This window comes from Shewanella sp. QJM3NY_23, assembly GCF_056173105.1.
This window is the reverse complement of record NZ_CM149657.1, coordinates 1623429-1640944: the sequence shown is the minus strand read 5'-3', so window position 1 is coordinate 1640944 and position 17516 is coordinate 1623429. Positions and strand designations below refer to the sequence as shown.

Below are 17516 nucleotides of genomic sequence, written 5' to 3'. Positions count from 1 at the left end.
AGAGTTAAACTCACTCAGCATGAATTTCACGATGTAGATGTAATAAAGAGTCAGTCTAATAAATAGTGAGCCCAATTATCAACTCATTCAATCAATAACCTGTTAATACCAGAGTTATTTTATAATAAGCATTGGGCTCACGTTAACGCAGCACGGTATTTTGAATTTAGCTTGAATAAGCGTATTGCGCGTAGCCTTGACAATTTTCAGTCATGACATTTATAAATGATATTCACCCGCGCGCTCTGGTTGATATTCAACCGCAATGATCTTAACCAATAACTGTCCTCCTCCCGGTTTTGGCCACTCAATTTCATCGCCTTCTTTTAAACCCAGTAACGCACTGCCCACTGGGGCCAAAATTGAAATTTGACCTACATCGCCATTGTGGTTTTGAGGATAAACCAAGGTCAACGAAAACTCCTTGTCCGATGAGGCCACTTTAAAGCGCACTGTCGAGTTCATGGTCACTATGTTAGCGGGCATCTGCTCAGGAGGCAGGATCTCTGCCCGCTCAAGCTCAGTCATTAGGTCATCAATTTCAGCACAGTGCTGGCCATCTAACGAATCAATCATTTTTTCTAATCGAGCTAAGTCGATAGAAGATACTGTAATATTTGGCTTCTTACTCATAATTACTCTACCTAACCTGTGTAAATTTATTATCACTAACGCATCGCCACCAAGGCATGCGATTAGGCTCAAACGCCTTCACTGTAACGCAGCGCTGAGCCGACTATCTTACCTAGGCACTTATGATCGAACTGTCCCCAATCATAAGCCCCATATTATCCAAACCAGAGCATGACAAACATCGCCCCCTTACCCTCCAGTAGACCTAACTTTGCGTTAGCGATTGAGCGGCCATTATCATGGCAATAAAGCGAAAAATAGGCAACTGATAAAAAGGGTAAACCGAACGCAATAAAACAATAAGATTAAAAATAAAAACCTTACTATTTCATAACGATAAAACTTATAAATTAAACACTAACTAAAAGCAATTGGCTATATTGGGATGATATAGATGTGTAAAACCATGATAAACCTTGCGCGTTAAAGACAGCTTAATAAATAGCCCCTAAAACTTCAATGCAAGATTGTTACAAGTATTTATTAATTGTGAGATGCAGACGCTATTAATCCAAAATGAGTCTCTGTAAAATGCTTGCGGCAACCGTAACAGCATTAACTATACTCAGCATGCAAACATACAATAACGGTAATCAAAGGCAACTAAAATGTTAACTGTGTTAGCAAAAATTAGCCTAGGTAGCGCTTATTTGTAAGCGTAACCACTATCGGGCATTTTTATAGGTAAAGTTCCTTGTTCTAGATCAACTTTATCTTAAAATTGTCGCTATATATGCAAGAGCCAAAAATGACGCCAGCTCGAGAACAAGCAAACTCATAAACATAAAGAAGGGAATTCGTCGTGTTTAATTATGTAACCATCTCAATTTGATTTGTTGCCACACGGGCTGCAAATAAAAAAAGTAAAGGGGCAACAAGTGTTTAGAAATCTTACCATCGGAACTCGTCTGGCGGGCGGTTTTACCAGTTTAGTGGCGCTGACTGTCGCCATTATGGCGATATTTTACTTAGTCAACTCTAATCAATTGATCTCAGAAGCAGAGAAACGGGAAATGGAGAGCCTCTATGGCGCCGCCAGCTCGCAAATTAACACTCAGGCGCTGTTTGCCGAAGCCATGAGCGCGATTGTCGCCAATCAACCATCGGTAAAACAAGCCTTTGCAGAGGGCAACCGTGCTGAGCTTACCCGCGAATTCAAGCCCGTTTTTGATGTGCTTAAACAGCACTATGGCGTAGCGCAATTTCAGTTTCATACTGCCCCTGCCACCTCTTATTTACGCTTGCATAAACTAGACAAATACGGTGACGACCTGTCCAATTTGCGCGAAACAATTGTACAAGTGAATCGCTCACGTCAACCCGTTAGAGGCATGGACGGTGGCGTTGCAGGCATAGGGATCCGCGGCTTAGTACCGATGAGCTTCGAAGGACAACATACAGGGTCTATTGAGTTTGGCCTTAACTTGTCTCAAGAGTTCGCCAGCCGATTTAGCCAAGCATTTGGTAGCAATGTGGATATTGCGATTCATGCCGTCAACAATGGCAGCACCAAAGTGTTAGCCTCAACCATTAATGGGCAATCGTTCGTCAGTCAAGACGCTATCTTAGCAGCGTGGAATGGCCAAACCGTTATTGGCCAAAATAATAGCCAAAGCCGCCCATGGGCAACACTGGTCAGAAGTATTAATGACTTCTCTGGTAAACCTATTGCAGTTGTTGAAATTGCTATGGACAGAAGCTTTTATGCTGATTCTGCCAGTAATACGCGCAATTTCGTCATCATCATGGCAATCGCAGCCATTGCATTTGCCATGTTTATTGCTTACGGCTTGTCGCAAACCATTATTAGACCATTGAGATTAACCGTCACGACCCTGCAAGATATCGCCGAAGGTGAAGGCGATCTGACCCGCAGGCTAGATGAGAGCGGTCAAGATGAATTAAGTGATTTAGCCAAAGGCTACAACCTGTTTATCTCTAAAATTCAAGAGCTGGTACAGCAAGTCGCCGACTCAACAAATCAAATGGCCGCCGCCACAGAAGAGTTATCGGCAGTGGCTGGGGAAACCCGCCAAGGTGTAGTGACCCAGCGTGACCAAACCACTCAAGTGGCCACCGCCATGACCGAAATGGCCGCCTCTATCCAAGAGATAGCGGGCAATACCCATAACGCGGCAGCAAATGCGCAATCGACCACTGAAGTCGCCTTAGAGGGCAATCGCACGGTTGCGCGCAGCGTCGATGCGATTCACTCGCTCGCGGCAGAAGTGGAACAAGCCTCGCAAACCATCCGCGATCTACAAGTGCAAAGTAGCAGCATTGAACAAGTCCTTGAGGTGATCCGTAATATTGCAGAGCAAACCAACCTACTCGCCCTCAATGCCGCGATTGAAGCCGCGCGCGCGGGTGAAGCGGGCCGAGGATTCGCCGTGGTGGCCGATGAAGTGCGCAACCTAGCCCAGCGCACGCAGCAATCGACGGGTGAAATCGAGCAGATGGTCGCAGGTATTCAAAGCGGCACTCAAGAAGCGGTCAACGTTATGGAACGTAGCAGCCAAAAGAGTAATGATGCCGTCACTGAAATTGCGGGCACCCAAAGTACACTCAACGAGATAAACCAGTCGGTAGAGGCGATTCACGACATGAATATCCAAGTGTCGGCCGCCGTAGAGCAACAATCATTGGCCGCAGAAGAGGTCAACCGCAGCATTACCACTATTAGTGATATTGCAGAGCAAAGCGGCCAATCGGTAGAGCAAACCGCACAGGCGTGTGACGATCTGGCCAGACTGGCAGCCGGATTACAGGTTTTAGTGGCGCGTTTTCGCGTGTAACCCCTTTGTTGCGACCTAAATCAACTCCCCCGTTATGTACCAACACATAACGGGAGAGTTTTCTACGAGGATCACACTGCCAGCATCTCTAAACAAAGCCCATTGAAACAAGTAAGTAAAACCTGTTTAAACAAATGAGCGAACGCCTACCTACTTAACTTTGCCTGCGTTACCCAGCGATATTCATTTAAGCGATACATTATTACGTGATGACAATAAACGGTTTGTATCATAGATAACGCCAAAAAATGCCCTATAAAGCAGAGATAAAGGTAGGTGTCATGATTGCCCTATGAGACAATCACGCTATGAAAATTTACCGCAAATTACATAAAGCCCCCTTTAGAGTATTTCACATCAGTCGACGTCGAGTCGGTCTGCGTTTAAAACGCGACATGCTGGTACTTAAAGATGCCCTGTCACAAGAAAAGCAGGAAACCAAAGAGATGTTGGTGACCTACAAACGCTACACTCGTAAACAGGCGAGTAAAGATGAGTTAAAGCTAGCCAATAGACAATTAGCCGATCTTATTAAGGGCCTAGGTTTAGGCGTTTTTGCCGTGTTACCCTTTGCGCCAATCACTATTCCGTTAGTGGTAAAACTGGCTAAGGTGGTGGGCGTTGAGATACTGCCCAGTTCTTTCAATAATTTATCAGAGCGAAAGGCCCAACTTAACCGTGTGGCCCAACAGCATAAACGTGATATACACGTCGTAGAAAAAGCCAGCAATACCCCGCAGTAAATCACCCGCCACATTCACCTTGTGGCGCTAGCGTGATAATCTTAATTGATTTTTTGACCTCAAATAAGATGATACCCAATGACTCCACTACTTATAACTGGCTCCAACGGCATCCCCTTGTCGATAATTTCAACTGAAGATTTTTCACAATGGCATGAACAATTGCCAGCAGCACAGCAAAATTGGCTGAAGGCCACCCAGTTTTCAGGCAAAGGATTAAGCCTTATCCCCGCCGCAGACGGAGAGCTAGCACAGGTTGTTTATGTCAGCGACTCACCCGATGCCTACTGGGTTTGCGGCGATATCGTCAACCAACTGCCCGCCAATCAGTACTACCTCGATGCCAGCGAAGCCCAGTGTAAAGTCGCGGCTTTCAGTTGGGCATTAGGGGCTTACAAGTTCGATCGTTACAAGAAAAATGATAAACAGTATCCTCAACTTGTTATTGATAATGCCGCTTTGGTCGCCAGTACATTAAAACTGGTACGTTCGGTGACCATAGTGCGCGATCTGGTTAACACCCCTGCTGCCGACATGATGCCACAAGATTTGGGCGACACCATGGAGGCCTTGGCTGAAGAGTTCGGCGGCCAAGTGACGCAAATCATCGGTGATGAACTGCTTGAGCAAAACTACCCCACCATCCATATGGTTGGCCGCGCCAGTGACAACCAGCCACGGCTTATCGATTTAACCTGGGGCGATGAAAATGCGCCTAAAGTAACACTGGTGGGTAAAGGGGTCTGTTTCGACTCGGGCGGTTTAGATCTTAAACCCGGTGCAGGCATGCGCTTGATGAAGAAAGATATGGGCGGCGCGGCGCATGTGATTGGTTTAGCCCATCAAATCATGGCCAGTAACCTGCCTGTGCGCCTGCGCGTACTGGTACCCGCGGTGGAAAATGCGGTCTCGGCGAATGCATTTCGTCCAGGCGATGTGATCACCACCCGTAAAGGCTTAACCGTTGAGATTGATAACACCGACGCTGAAGGCCGCTTAGTCTTATGTGATGCCCTTGCCGATGCCAGCGATGAAAAGCCCGATCTGTTGATCGACTTTGCCACCTTAACCGGCGCCATGCGTATCGCCTTAGGTACTGAATTACCAGGCTTCTTTAGTAATGATGACGAAGTGGCTGCAGGTATTACCGCCGCAGGACTTAAGGTTGAAGATCCCGTCTGGCGCATGCCGCTGCATAAAGCCTACTTTGATCTTACTGGCAGCGATATTGCCGACTTAGCCAACTGTGGTAAGACGCCTTTTGGCGGCGCGATCACCGCCGCCTTGTATCTTGAAGCCTTTGTGGATGACAAGATAAGCTGGAGCCATTTTGATGTCATGGCGTGGAACAACCGCACCTTACCCGGTCGCCCCATTGGTGGTGAAGCCTTTGGTATTCGAGCGGTGTTTGAATATCTAGCACAACGTTTCGCTAAATAGCCGTTTTAAAACAGCCAACCAACAAAAAGCCCAAGGCAATGTAATTGCCTTGGGCTTTTTTATCAATGGGGGTTAGCGGCGATTAAGCATCGACACCCTTGCTACGCAAGAACTCATCGTAAGTGCCTCTGAAATCGTTCACGCCATCGGCGGTGATCTCTATGATACGGGTGGCGAGTGATGATACAAATGCGCGGTCGTGACTGACAAACAACAATGTGCCTTCATACATCTCTAGCGCATTGTTGAGCGATTCAATCGATTCCATGTCCAAGTGGTTGGTTGGCTCATCCATAACCAAGATGTTTGGCTTTTGCATGATGAGTTTACCAAATAGCATACGGCCCTTTTCACCACCTGATAACACCTTGACTGACTTCTTGATGTCATCAGAGCCAAACAACATACGGCCTAAGTAACCACGAACGCTTTGATCGTCATCTTCTGGTTTGCGCCACTGGCTCATCCAGTCAAACAAAGTCATGTCGTTTTCAAAATCAGATTCATGATCCTGGGCATAATAGCCGATGGCTGAGTTTTCAGACCATTGGATGGTACCTTCATCTTGTGGAATATCATGGATAAGGGTACGTAACATGGTGGTCTTACCCACACCGTTTTCACCCAGTACCGCAATACGCTCACCCACTTCTGCAATCAGGTTAACGCCTTTGAATAGCGGGTTATTCTCGAAACCTTTAGCCAAATCTTCAACCACTAATGCGTTACGGAACAGTTTCTTTTCCTGCTCGAAACGAATAAATGGATTCACACGGCTTGAGGCTTTCACCTCTTCAAGCTTAATTTTATCAATCTGCTTAGCACGTGAAGTCGCCTGTTTAGCTTTAGATGCGTTAGCCGAGAAGCGTGCAACGAAGCCTTGAAGTTCAGCAATTTGTGCTTTCTTCTTAGCGTTATCAGACATCAAACGATCACGAGCTTGGTTAGCCGCCATCATATACTCATCGTAGTTACCCGGATAAACACGCAGTTCGCCGTAATCCAAGTCAGCCATGTGAGTACAGACAGAGTTTAAGAAATATCTATCGTGCGAGATGATGATCATGGTGCTGTTACGCTGGTTGAGCATCTCTTGTAACCAACGAATGGTGTCGATATCCAAGTTGTTGGTAGGCTCATCGAGTAGCAAGATATCTGGGTCACTAAACAGTGCCTGAGCAAGCAGCACACGCAGTTTGAAACCAGGAGCAATTTCACTCATCAGACCAAAGTGTTGCTCAAGCGGAATCCCCACGCCCAGCAATAATTCACCGGCGCGAGATTCGGCGGTATAACCGTCCATCTCAGCAAATTCCATCTCAAGCTCAGCCACTTTAATGCCATCTTCTTCACTCATTTCTGGCAAAGAGTAGATGCGGTCACGCTCTTGCTTGACTTTCCACAGCTCAGCATGGCCCATGATCACAGTATCAACCACGTTGAACTCTTCATAACCAAACTGGTTCTGGCTTAACTTACCTAGACGCTCGTTGACATCAAGCGATACGTTACCCGACGTAGGCTCAAGCTCGCCGCCTAAGATCTTCATGAAGGTTGATTTACCACAACCATTAGCGCCGATAAGACCGTAGCGATTGCCGCCGCCAAATTTGACTGAGATGTTTTCAAACAGCGGCTTAGAGCCAAACTGCATGGTGATATTAGCTGTTGTGATCAATGTGAAATTCCGAAATTAGTTAAGCGAAGCGCTGCCAATGGTGACCATCTGATACCCAAACTGACTGGATACACTCAGTCAAGGATGCAGTGAGGATACACCGCGCTAAAAGGGACAAATTAAAGCGCGATACTATAGCGATTTAGGCGGTAATTAGCAATGACAACCCTAAAGTTTCCCCAGAAAAGTCGCATAAAATATCGACACCATGACGTAGCCAAGCTACGTCATGGCTCAGTGTTAAGCGATATTAGCGATTAGCTGAAGGTCAGTGTCATGGCTAACAACAACCAAGCCAGCCCGAAGAGAGTGTTGACCGTGACTAAAACCATAACACCCCACTCGACTGACGCAAGGCAGCTCAGACCAACCTCTATTTGTCGCGACTATTGGCCCCTAAACGCAGTCCTCGTAACCGATTAGCATTGGTTACCACAGTCAAAGAAGACAGCGCCATCGCCGCGCCAGCTACCACAGGGCTAAGTAACCAGCCCGTGAACGGAAACAAGACGCCAGCGGCAACGGGGATCCCCAAGGTGTTATAAATAAAGGCGCCAAACAGATTCTGCTTAATATTGTTCATCGTGGCGTTAGCCAGCATAAAGGTATCGGCCAAGGCCATGACTCGCTCTGACAACAAGGTAACATCAGCACTCTCTATCGCCACATCCGTACCGCTACCCATGGCAATACCGACATCGGCTTTGGCTAACGCAGGGGCATCGTTAATGCCATCCCCCACCATGGCAACCACTTCGCCCTCTGATTGACGCTCCTCGATAAGCGCCAGCTTTTGCTCTGGACTCACCTCGGCGATAACATCGCTAATACCCACCTGCTGCGCTACAGCTGTTGCGGTGTGCTGATTATCGCCGCTGAGCAGTACCACCTTTTTTCCTTGTTGCAACAGGGCTGCCACTGCTGCTTTAGCATCGGCCTTTATGGGATCGGCAATCGCCACTACGGCCTGTAGATGACCATCTATGGCACAATAAATCGGCGTTTTTCCTACTTGGGCAAAATCACTGACATGGCGTGAAGCTAACTCAATATCGCTGATCTGCTCTGCTTGCATTAACTTAAGGTTACCAGCCACCAATGTATGGCCACTCACCTTGGCCACAATTCCTTGGCCGGTAATATTGTCAAAACTATCGACCTCACCAAGCACTAATTCACGGCGTTTCGCCTCTGTGATCATGGCCGCCGCTAAGGGGTGTTGTGAGCGCTGCTGCGCGCTGGCCAGCAAGGCAATTAACTTATCTTCACTAAGAGGACTTGGCGCCTCATTATCGACACCTTGGTTGCCAGTATGCTGATTGTCACCGGTCATCTTGGCGATTGTGACCACATCGGTGACTGCAGGCTTGCCCTGGGTGATGGTGCCAGTTTTATCAAGCACCACAGTGGTGACTTTACTGGCACTTTGCAGCGCCTCGCCATTTTTAAGTAACACGCCCATCTGCGCCGCGCGGCCCACCGCGACCATAATCGACATCGGCGTCGCTAGCCCTAACGCACAGGGACAGGCAATAATCAGTACCGTGGTTAATACCACCAGCGCGTGGCTCAACTGGGGAGCTGGCCCCACCACAAACCACACTATGGCGGCAACAATGGCGATCAACACCACCACAGGAACAAAATAGGCAGCAATTTTATCGGTCAACCTGCCTATTGGCAGTTTCGAGGTTTGCGCCTGTTGCACCAGTTCAATAATTTTTGCCAGTTTAGTCTGTTGTTGCCTTGCGGTAACCCGGTAAATTAGGCTGCCGTTTTCATTAACCGTGCCAGCGCTTAACTTATCATCTTGCTGCTTCTCTACTGGCACAGGCTCACCGGTTAACATCGCTTCGTTAATTAGTGCCTGTCCCTCAAGCACGTCACCGTCCAGTGCCACACGCTCACCAGGTTTAAGGCGCAACTTGTCACCAATCTTAATGGCGCTAATCTCGACAATTTCATCGCCATCATCTGTCACCCGAGTGGCACTGGTCACTTGCAAGCCAATCAGTTTACTGACCGCCTCACTGGTTTTACCGCGTGCGCGCAGCTCCATCGCATGGCCTAAATTGATTAAGCCTAAAATCATCACACTGGCCTCAAAATAAACATGGCGGGTGTCGGCTGGGAACCACTGGGGTATGACAACCACCAGCATAGAATAGAGCCACGCCGAACTGGTGCCCAACACAATAAGGGTATCCATATTGGCACTGCCTGCCTTAAGCGCGCTGTACATGCCGCGATAAAAGTGCCCACCTGTGGTGATAAGCAGCACTAAGGTGAGCCCCCCCATGATCCCCCAGCCTACTTGCTGTGCGGGGCTGTTGATCATCATCTCATTACCTAACAATCCCCACAGCATCATAGGCACACCGAGCGCAAGCCCTGCCATAGATTGCCATAACCGGGTGCGGTACTCCTTACGCTCATTTTCTTGCCGCTCTTTGATCGCTAACTGCTGGTCGATCACTTGCTGGCCCGGATAACCGGCGTTTGCTAACGCGCTAGCCACCCGCTGCGCCTGGGATATACCCACCACTGTCACCTGTTTATCGGCAAGGTTGACTGATGTCTCGACCTGCTCACCATCGCTAGCTAACGCCGCCATGGCCTTATCAATTTTGGCTACGCAGCTGGCGCAATTCATGGTCGGCACATAAAAGGTGAGTTTATCCATGGGTATGACTCCTCTGTGATGGATACTAATTTGTCTTTCTCTACCATCAAGCGTAATGTCTCCCCTAATGGGAGAGTCAATGTGTGGGGTTAAATATGATCAATATTGGTGAGGCAGCAAAACTAACAGGCTTATCGGTTAAAAGTATCCGCTACTATCACGATATTGGCTTAGTGTGCGCCGAACGCGGCCATAATGGTTACCGTTATTATCGCGATGCTCAAGTGGATGAATTGCACTTTTTGCACCACTGCCGCGAGCTCGGTTTCAGCCTAGAGGATTGCCGCGCGCTACTGAGTTTAAAAAGTGATACCGGCCGCTGCGCCGAAGATGTCAAGCGCATTGCCAATGTGCATCTTGCTGAGATTAACCGGCGCATCGAGCAACTGAGTCAACTGAAACAACAACTGAGTGACTTGATCGATCACTGCGCAGGCGGCGCCCAACCAGACTGTGCCATTTTAAAGGGCTTAAGCGAAAAATAGCGCTTAATTTGAACGCTTAAACGGTAACTTTTGCATTAACCAGCGTTGGGTGTTGCGCTGTTGCTGCGTGTTTAAGCCAAAATAGATACATAACCAAGGAGAAATCAAAATATACCAAGGTAACTGCGGCCCTTGTGGCTGAAACAACAGATAAAAGAAGCCGCTGTAAATCACTAACACACCCACAATGCCAACCAGTAACATCAACTGCTTAGCCACTTTTTCTATCCACATAATTTCTGCCTAACCTCTATATGACGTATATATCAGTGTACAAGGTATTTAAATCTTGCTCACATAATCGCTGACGAATATCAAAACTCTCTGCGACGTATATGACGTTTATGACTGAACAAGCTAGTTAAGTATCACTCATTTAGCCCATTGATGAAATCCGCCAACAAAAAACGGGCGTATGCCCGTTTTGCTTGGTGTATCAAGACGTTTAGCTTAAATACGAATGCCACCGTCGATTTCAAATACTCGGCCGTTCACATAATCGTTTTCGATGATAAATTTTACCGTCGAGGCTATCTCACTCGCTTGACCTAAACGGCCAACCGGCACCATCTTCTCAAGACGCTCAAGCGCTTCTGGCTTCATGGCCGCTGTCATTTCGGTTTCTATCACGCCTGGCGCTACGGCTGCGCTGCGAATATTATAGCGCGCGAGCTCTTTCGCCCAACCAACCGACATCGCAGCTACACCGGCTTTTGACGCCGCATAGTTGGTTTGACCAATATTTCCGGCCTTAGCAAGACTAGAGATATTGATGATCACGCCCTGCTGCTGTGATTCAATCATGGCGGCTGCCGCTTCACGGCCACACAAGAATGAACCTGTCAGGTTAACATTGATCACCGCTTGGAATTGCGCAAATGACATACGGTCGGTCACCTTGCCATCTTTGGCTTTGACCAACATGCCGTCGAGCAAAATACCAGCATTGTTGATTAACACATTTACTTGCCCGAAATCTTCTAAGATGTAACCAAACCCCGCCACGACATCTTCTTCATCGGTGATATCAAAAGCGTAACCTTGAACTTCGGTCGCCGCGCCAATATCGGCGCAGGCGCGTTCGAGTTTTTCTTGATCGACATCGATAAGCGCCAATTTCGCCCCAGCAGCCGCTAACTCTTGTGCCATCGCAAAACCAAGTCCGCCTGCGCCACCTGTGATGACGACTACCTTATCTTTTAAATCCATCAACTTACCCTTTGTTATTAAACTGCTCAAAAATACTCGAAAAATCACGCTTACCGTTACCTTGGCGGGCATGATTGACATATAAACTGCGTGCCAAGGAGCCCATCGGGGTACTGGAATTAGACAGCAGCGCCGCTTCTTGCGACAGGCCTAAGTCTTTTACCATTAAATCCACCATAAAACCGCCTTGGTAACCGTTCGATGACGGCACGCTTTGCATCACACCTGGACAGGGATTATATTTATCTAGCGCCCAATTACCACCACTACTGACTTTCATGATCTCAGAAAGCACTTGTGGATCAAGACCATGATCTATCCCCATCTGTAATGATTCACTGGTGCCAACCATTAAGACCGACAGCAACATATTGTTGCAGATCTTAGCCACTTGCCCAGCGCCAGCGGCGCCTGCGTGGAATATATTCGCCCCCATGGCATTTAATACCCCTTGGGCTTGGTCAAAGGCACTGTCGCTGCCACCACAGATAAACGTAAGCGTGCCAGCACTCGCGCCAGCGGTACCGCCCGATACGGGCGCATCGATAAATTCTAACCCTTTAGCTTTGGCTTGCTCGGCAACAAAACGCGCGCTCTGGGCATCAATGGTCGAGCAATCGATTAATAAGGTACCTTGGCCAACCACGTCGATAATCCCTTTATTGGTATCGTCGCCAAGGTATAAGGCGCGCACATGCTTGCCTGCAGGTAACATGGTGACCACGATATCGGCTGATGCCGCAGCTGCACAGGCACTGGGCGCAGGGATGGCGCCTTGCTCACTCACATGATGCAGCGCATCTTTAGACAGATCGAACGCTTTAACGGTAAAACCCGCTTTTACTAGGTTAACCGCCATTGGGCCGCCCATGTTACCTAAACCAATAAATGCAACCGTACTCATATTTCGCTCCTTTTAGGGGCTAAGTTGATAGGGTAATGGTCGCGGGGGAATCCCCCCATCGACCTTATGGGCCATTATTGGCCTAATGTGGCGAGCGGATGCTCTGCTGCTGCCCAAGGGGACGTCAGCAGCGCTGATACTGCCGCCTCTGGCACAGTGTCAACACTGGCGAACTTCCACTGCGGCTGGCGATCTTTATCGATAAGCAATGCGCGCACCCCTTCGACAAAATCGCCTATCGCGCAGCAGTTGCAGCTCAATCCGAGCTCAAACTGAAACACTTGTTCAAGTGATAATTCTGTGCCTAAACGTGATTGCTCATACACCAGATGCAGACTCAGCGGGCTGCCCGCCAATAAGGTGTTAATCGCCCGTTCAAGCCAAGGTAGCTGATGTTGCGCCGCTGTCACTTTGGCCATGATCTGGGCTAAATCACCGCTCATTAACTCATCAATTAACCCTTGATTATCGGCCAATGTGCTGGATCCCATCGGGATAGCGCAGCGACCCGACATCGCCTCAATTAATGCATTGAGTTTAGTATGATTGGCACCAATATCGGCTTCCCAGTCCACGCTCGACAGCGCGTCCAATAAGGGCTCTTTATCGGCACTATTCAAATAATGATTGCCCAGCCCCACAAAATAGGCGTCGGCACCATTCATGTTATAAGCGGTCATGCCGAGAAAACGGCCGATATGGCCAGGCATACGATTTAAGAAATAACTGCCCCCCACATCAGGGTAAAGTCCAATGGTCACCTCTGGCATGGCGATGCGCGATTTTTCGGTGACAATGCGATGACTGGCGCCAGCCATGAGTCCGAGGCCGCCGCCCATCACTATGCCATCGCCCCACACCAAAACCGGTTTATCGAAGGTGTGCAGCAGATGATCTAAATGATACTCGTCGGTAAAAAACACCCTCGCCATGTCGGTCACTTCACCCGGCGTCTCTTTAGAGGCGTGATACAGGGCGCGCACATCGCCACCGGCGCAAAAGGCTTTCTCACCGGCACCATCTAACACCACCATGGCGATGGCATCATCTTGTGCCCACGCAGTCAGTTGACGCGTCAGCGCCTGGATCATCTCCATATTGAGCGCATTAAGCGCCTTTTCCATGTTCAGCGTGGCCACCCCGACCTGCATGCCCGATAAGGTGCCTAAGGTTTGAAATATCACGCTATTACTTTGCTCAATACTCATTAGCTATTGGTCCATTTTGCTGGGCGCTTCTCTAAAAACGCATTAACCCCCTCGGCCTGATCTTGGGTGTCAAACAGGCCAACAAATAATTCTCGCTCCAGCGGCAGTGCCTGAGTGCGTGGCATAGAACGGCCCGCTTGAATCAACTGCTTACATACAGTCACGCTGCTTGGGCTCTGGTTGGCCACTTTGGCCGCCAGCGTCATTGCAGCATCGAGCGCGCCACCTTTAGCCACGACCTCCTCGACCAACCTCAGTTGCAACGCTTTGTCGGCATCGACACGCTCACCACATAAGATCATTCGCTTAGCCCAGCCTTCCCCGACTAAGGCGGTGAGATTTTGCGTGCCCCCCGCGCAAGGCAGTAAGCCGACAGTCGCCTCAGGCAATGCCATCACAGCTTGCGCTTCAGCGATGCGAATATCACAGGCAAGCGCCACCTCGAGACCGCCCCCCATGGCATAGCCGTTGATTGCGGCAATCGAGACACCACGAAAACCACTGAGGGCTTCGAACGCTTCGCCAAAGTGTTTGGCCATGGTAGCCGCATTACCTTTATCACCATCGGCAAACAGTTTGAGATCGGCGCCTGCACTAAAGAATTTGTCGCCTTCACCCGTTAACACTAACGCGTAAATATCTTTGTTGGCGTTAAGTTCACTCACTTTTTGCTTAAGCAGCTGTAAACTGTCAGCCGTCCACGTGTTTGCAGGCGGATTGTTCATGGTCAAGATAGCCGTGTGGCCAACAATGGTTTCAATAATGGCACTCATTCTTAGTCTCCTTGGTCACAATTACAGGATTGGGTTTGCATTCTCATCGAGCAAACGACGGGCAATGATCAACCGCATGATTTCGTTGGTGCCTTCAAGTATTTGATGCACGCGCACATCACGGAAATGGCGCTCTAATGGGTATTCGCGGATATAACCGTAACCGCCGTGAAGCTGCAAAGCACTATCGCAAACGCTAAAGCCAATATCGGTGGCAAACCGTTTTGCCATGGCGCAATAAGCGGTCGCTTCAGGATCGCCACTGTCGAGTTTAAAAGCGGCTAAACGCACCATTTGCCTTGCGGCGACCAACTCGGTCGCCATATCGGCTAACTTGAACTGCAGCGCTTGAAACGCCGCAATCGGCTTACCAAACTGTTGACGCTCGTTCATATATTGGGTCGCGCGTTCCAGCGCCGCTTGCGCCGTGCCCACTGAGCAGGTGGCAATATTGATGCGGCCGCCATCTAAGCCCTTCATGGCAAACGTAAAACCTTGCCCTTCCTCGCCTAACAGATTGCTCACAGGCACTCGTACATTATCGAAGGTAATTTCACGGGTTGGCTGGGCGTTCCAGCCCATCTTATCTTCGGCTTTGCCGTAACTAATCCCTGCGGTGTCTGCTGGTACGGCAATGGCGGAGATCCCCTTAGGACCGGCTTCACCGGTGCGGCACATCACAACCAACATTTCGGTCGCGCCCGCGCCAGAGATAAACATCTTAGCGCCAGAGATCACATATTCGTCGCCTTCACGAATAGCTTTGGTTTTGAGTGACGCCGCATCACTGCCCGCGCCCGCCTCAGTTAAGCAGTAAGACGCCAGTTTTTCGCCTGTGGTTAATGGCGCTGACCACTCATCGCGCAGCGTTTGCGAGCCAAAGCTGGTGATCATCCAAGTGGCCATATTATGAATGGTCAACATGGCCGTGGTGGCCGTGCAGCCCATGGATAGCTGCTCGAAGATAATCGATGAGTCGAGACGCGATAAACCCATGCCGCCTTCCGATTCTGGCGAATACAAGGCGCAAAAACCCAGCTCACCGGCTTTTTGAATCACCTCTTTTGGGAAGTAATGTTCTTCATCCCATTTGGCAGCAAAGGGGGCTAACTCTTCATTGGCAAATTGGGTTGCCAGCTCGGCAAACTGACGTTGGTCTTGATTCAGATTAAAATCCATCTGATTAACTCCTTGTGCACCTGTGATTATTCGCCGTTATATTGTTGGTTAACGACTTGATTATATTGGTGCATTGCTTGTTGATTGTAGAATATAAGGTTAAGGGTTGTGCCAAAACAGCGCCTTACGCCATAGGGGCTAAGCAGAAACTTAACCCCCACGCAAACAGCTCGGGAGCCTCCCGAACAAGGCTCACTTACTTCAATGCTATGGTCATATTCGGCGCGTGATGCTCAGCATCAGAAATGTCCGACTCAAACCAGCGCGCGGTGATGGTCTTAGTCTCAGTGTAGAAACGCACCGCCTGCTTGCCGTAGGCATGTTGATCACCGTAGAAACTGCCTTTCCAACCGGTAAATGAGAAGAAAGGTAACGGCACAGGAATTGGCACGTTAATCCCCACCTGGCCCACTTCAATATTATGCTGATACTTACGCGCAGCAGCGCCGCTGGCGGTAAAGATTGAAGTACCATTGCCGTATGGGCTAGCGTTCACTATCTCAATCGCGTCTTCAAGGGTGTCACTTTCCATGCAGCACAGCACGGGACCAAAGATCTCCTCTTGGTAGATGCTCATGTCCGTGGTCACGTTAGTGAACATGGTCGGACCGACCCAGTTACCACTCTCATAGCCTTCGACAGTAAAATCACTACCATCGAGCAGGCATTCGGCGCCCTCAGCTTTACCTTGAGCAATCAGTTTAAGCACCCGTGCTTTCGCGGCGGGGCTAATAACGGGGCCATAAGCAGCCTCTTTATCATCCCATAAGCCAGGTCTGACTTTGGCGATGGCATCACGCAGCTCGGGGATCCAATTTTTCGCTTCACCCACAAATACCGCGACCGACAATGCCATACAACGCTGCCCCGCAGCACCGACCGATGCGCCGACTAAGTTATTGATCACTTGCTGTTTATTGGCATCAGGCATGATCACGCAGTGGTTCTTAGCACCGGCGAACGCTTGCACACGCTTAAGATTATCGGTACCCGTCTTATAGATGTATTGACCCACGCCAACGGACCCGACAAAGGAAATGGCTTTAATATCTTGATGGGTCAGCAGTACATCGACCGCCGTTTTATCGCCATGGATCAGCTGCAGCACACCTTTGGGCGCGCCCGCCTCTTCAAACAGTTCTACAAGACGCTGTGGCGTCATCGGATCTTGCTCTGACGGCTTAAGCACAAAGGTGTTACCGCAGGCGATCGCCAAAGGGAACATCCATAATGGGATCATCGCCGGAAAGTTAAACGGCGTAATACCGGCGCAGACACCTAAAGGCTGGGTATAGCTATAGGTATCGATGCTGCGGGCCACGTTTTCAACGGTTTCTCCCATGATGAGGTTGGCAATGTTACAGGCATGCTCAGCCACTTCGATACCGCGCCACACATCACCTTTTGCATCTTCAAAGGTTTTACCTGTTTCTTGAGCTAGAATCGTGGCAATTTCATCATGATGGGCTTTGAGCAGATGTTGATAGCGAAACATTACCCTCGCACGCTCTGATACCGGCACCTCTTTCCAGGTAGCAAAGGCTTGTTTCGCACTGGCAATGGCCGTTTCCACTTCTGATGGGGTCGCCGCATTAATGGTCGCTATCACTGCATTATTGGCCGGATTAGTTACCGAGATCTGCTGCGTTCCTTGGCCTAATGTAAATTCACCATCGATGTAATGTTTAACTTCAATCGTCATATTGCTTTCCTAAGATCTTTCTAACTAAGACAAAAATGTAAGTGACAGCTAAAAACTCACACAGTTAACAGAGGTTTTGCCAAT

Annotated in this window: 14 protein-coding genes; 4 read left to right on the top strand and 10 right to left on the bottom strand. The window is 49.0% G+C overall.

Annotation, left to right across the window (positions count from 1 at the left end; translation table 11 throughout):
• Positions 1–219: 219 nt before the first annotated feature.
• Positions 220–633: a nucleoside diphosphate kinase regulator gene (rnk, locus tag AC0VXX_RS07535; RefSeq protein ID WP_475516595.1), complete on the bottom strand. Its 414-nt coding sequence runs from the start codon at positions 631–633 to the stop codon at positions 220–222.
• Positions 634–1511: 878 nt separating this feature from the next.
• Here rnk and AC0VXX_RS07530 point away from each other — a divergent pair.
• The 3 genes from AC0VXX_RS07530 (at position 1512) to AC0VXX_RS07520 (ending at position 5611) form a co-directional block, all read left to right on the top strand.
• A complete protein-coding gene (locus tag AC0VXX_RS07530; protein WP_475516594.1) occupies positions 1512–3428 on the top strand; it encodes a methyl-accepting chemotaxis protein in 1917 nt (638 codons plus the stop codon).
• Between the two features lie 308 nt (positions 3429–3736).
• Positions 3737–4171 carry a hypothetical protein gene (locus AC0VXX_RS07525; RefSeq protein WP_475516593.1) on the top strand — a complete coding sequence of 145 codons (435 nt, stop codon included), beginning with the start codon at positions 3737–3739 and terminating at the stop codon, positions 4169–4171.
• 78 nt (positions 4172–4249) lie between these two features.
• Positions 4250–5611, top strand: a complete 1362-nt coding sequence (locus AC0VXX_RS07520) for a leucyl aminopeptidase family protein (RefSeq protein WP_475516592.1) — start codon at positions 4250–4252, stop codon at positions 5609–5611.
• Positions 5612–5693: 82 nt separating this feature from the next.
• On the opposite strand, the gene AC0VXX_RS07515 is transcribed toward AC0VXX_RS07520, so the two are convergent.
• Together AC0VXX_RS07515 and AC0VXX_RS07510 are read right to left on the bottom strand one after the other, a co-directional pair.
• Complete coding sequence (locus AC0VXX_RS07515) at positions 5694–7289, bottom strand: ABC-F family ATPase (RefSeq protein WP_475516591.1); 1596 nt, start codon at positions 7287–7289, stop codon at positions 5694–5696.
• 373 nt (positions 7290–7662) lie between these two features.
• Entirely contained in the window at positions 7663–9972 is a 2310-nt protein-coding gene (locus AC0VXX_RS07510; protein ID WP_475516590.1) for a heavy metal translocating P-type ATPase, read from the bottom strand.
• A gap of 95 nt (positions 9973–10067) precedes the next feature.
• Here AC0VXX_RS07510 and AC0VXX_RS07505 point away from each other — a divergent pair, with 95 nt between their 5' ends.
• Entirely contained in the window at positions 10068–10457 is a 390-nt protein-coding gene (locus tag AC0VXX_RS07505) for a MerR family DNA-binding protein (protein WP_475516589.1), read from the top strand.
• Between the two features lie 3 nt (positions 10458–10460).
• On the opposite strand, the gene AC0VXX_RS07500 is transcribed toward AC0VXX_RS07505, so the two are convergent.
• The 7 genes from AC0VXX_RS07500 to AC0VXX_RS07470 form a co-directional block, all read right to left on the bottom strand.
• Positions 10461–10691 (bottom strand): hypothetical protein, encoded by a 231-nt coding sequence (locus tag AC0VXX_RS07500; RefSeq protein ID WP_475516588.1) that lies wholly within the window; start codon positions 10689–10691, stop codon positions 10461–10463.
• Positions 10692–10907: 216 nt separating this feature from the next.
• Positions 10908–11666 (bottom strand): SDR family oxidoreductase, encoded by a 759-nt coding sequence (locus AC0VXX_RS07495; RefSeq protein ID WP_110458151.1) that lies wholly within the window; start codon positions 11664–11666, stop codon positions 10908–10910.
• A gap of 4 nt (positions 11667–11670) precedes the next feature.
• Positions 11671–12570: a 3-hydroxyisobutyrate dehydrogenase gene (mmsB, locus tag AC0VXX_RS07490; protein ID WP_475516587.1), complete on the bottom strand. Its 900-nt coding sequence runs from the start codon at positions 12568–12570 to the stop codon at positions 11671–11673.
• A 74-nt stretch (positions 12571–12644) separates the two neighbouring features.
• On the bottom strand, positions 12645–13778 hold the full coding sequence (locus AC0VXX_RS07485; protein ID WP_475516586.1) for an enoyl-CoA hydratase/isomerase family protein: 1134 nt from the start codon (positions 13776–13778) through the stop codon (positions 12645–12647).
• Positions 13778–14551 carry an enoyl-CoA hydratase gene (locus AC0VXX_RS07480; protein WP_475516585.1) on the bottom strand — a complete coding sequence of 258 codons (774 nt, stop codon included), beginning with the start codon at positions 14549–14551 and terminating at the stop codon, positions 13778–13780. Before AC0VXX_RS07480 ends, AC0VXX_RS07485 begins: the two co-directional genes overlap by 1 nt.
• Positions 14552–14572: 21 nt before the next feature.
• A complete protein-coding gene (locus AC0VXX_RS07475; RefSeq protein WP_475516584.1) occupies positions 14573–15730 on the bottom strand; it encodes an acyl-CoA dehydrogenase family protein in 1158 nt (385 codons plus the stop codon).
• A gap of 196 nt (positions 15731–15926) precedes the next feature.
• The gene (locus AC0VXX_RS07470) at positions 15927–17432 is read right to left on the bottom strand and encodes a CoA-acylating methylmalonate-semialdehyde dehydrogenase (protein WP_475516583.1); all 1506 of its coding nucleotides are present in this window, start codon (positions 17430–17432) and stop codon (positions 15927–15929) included.
• Positions 17433–17516 lie beyond the last annotated feature (84 nt).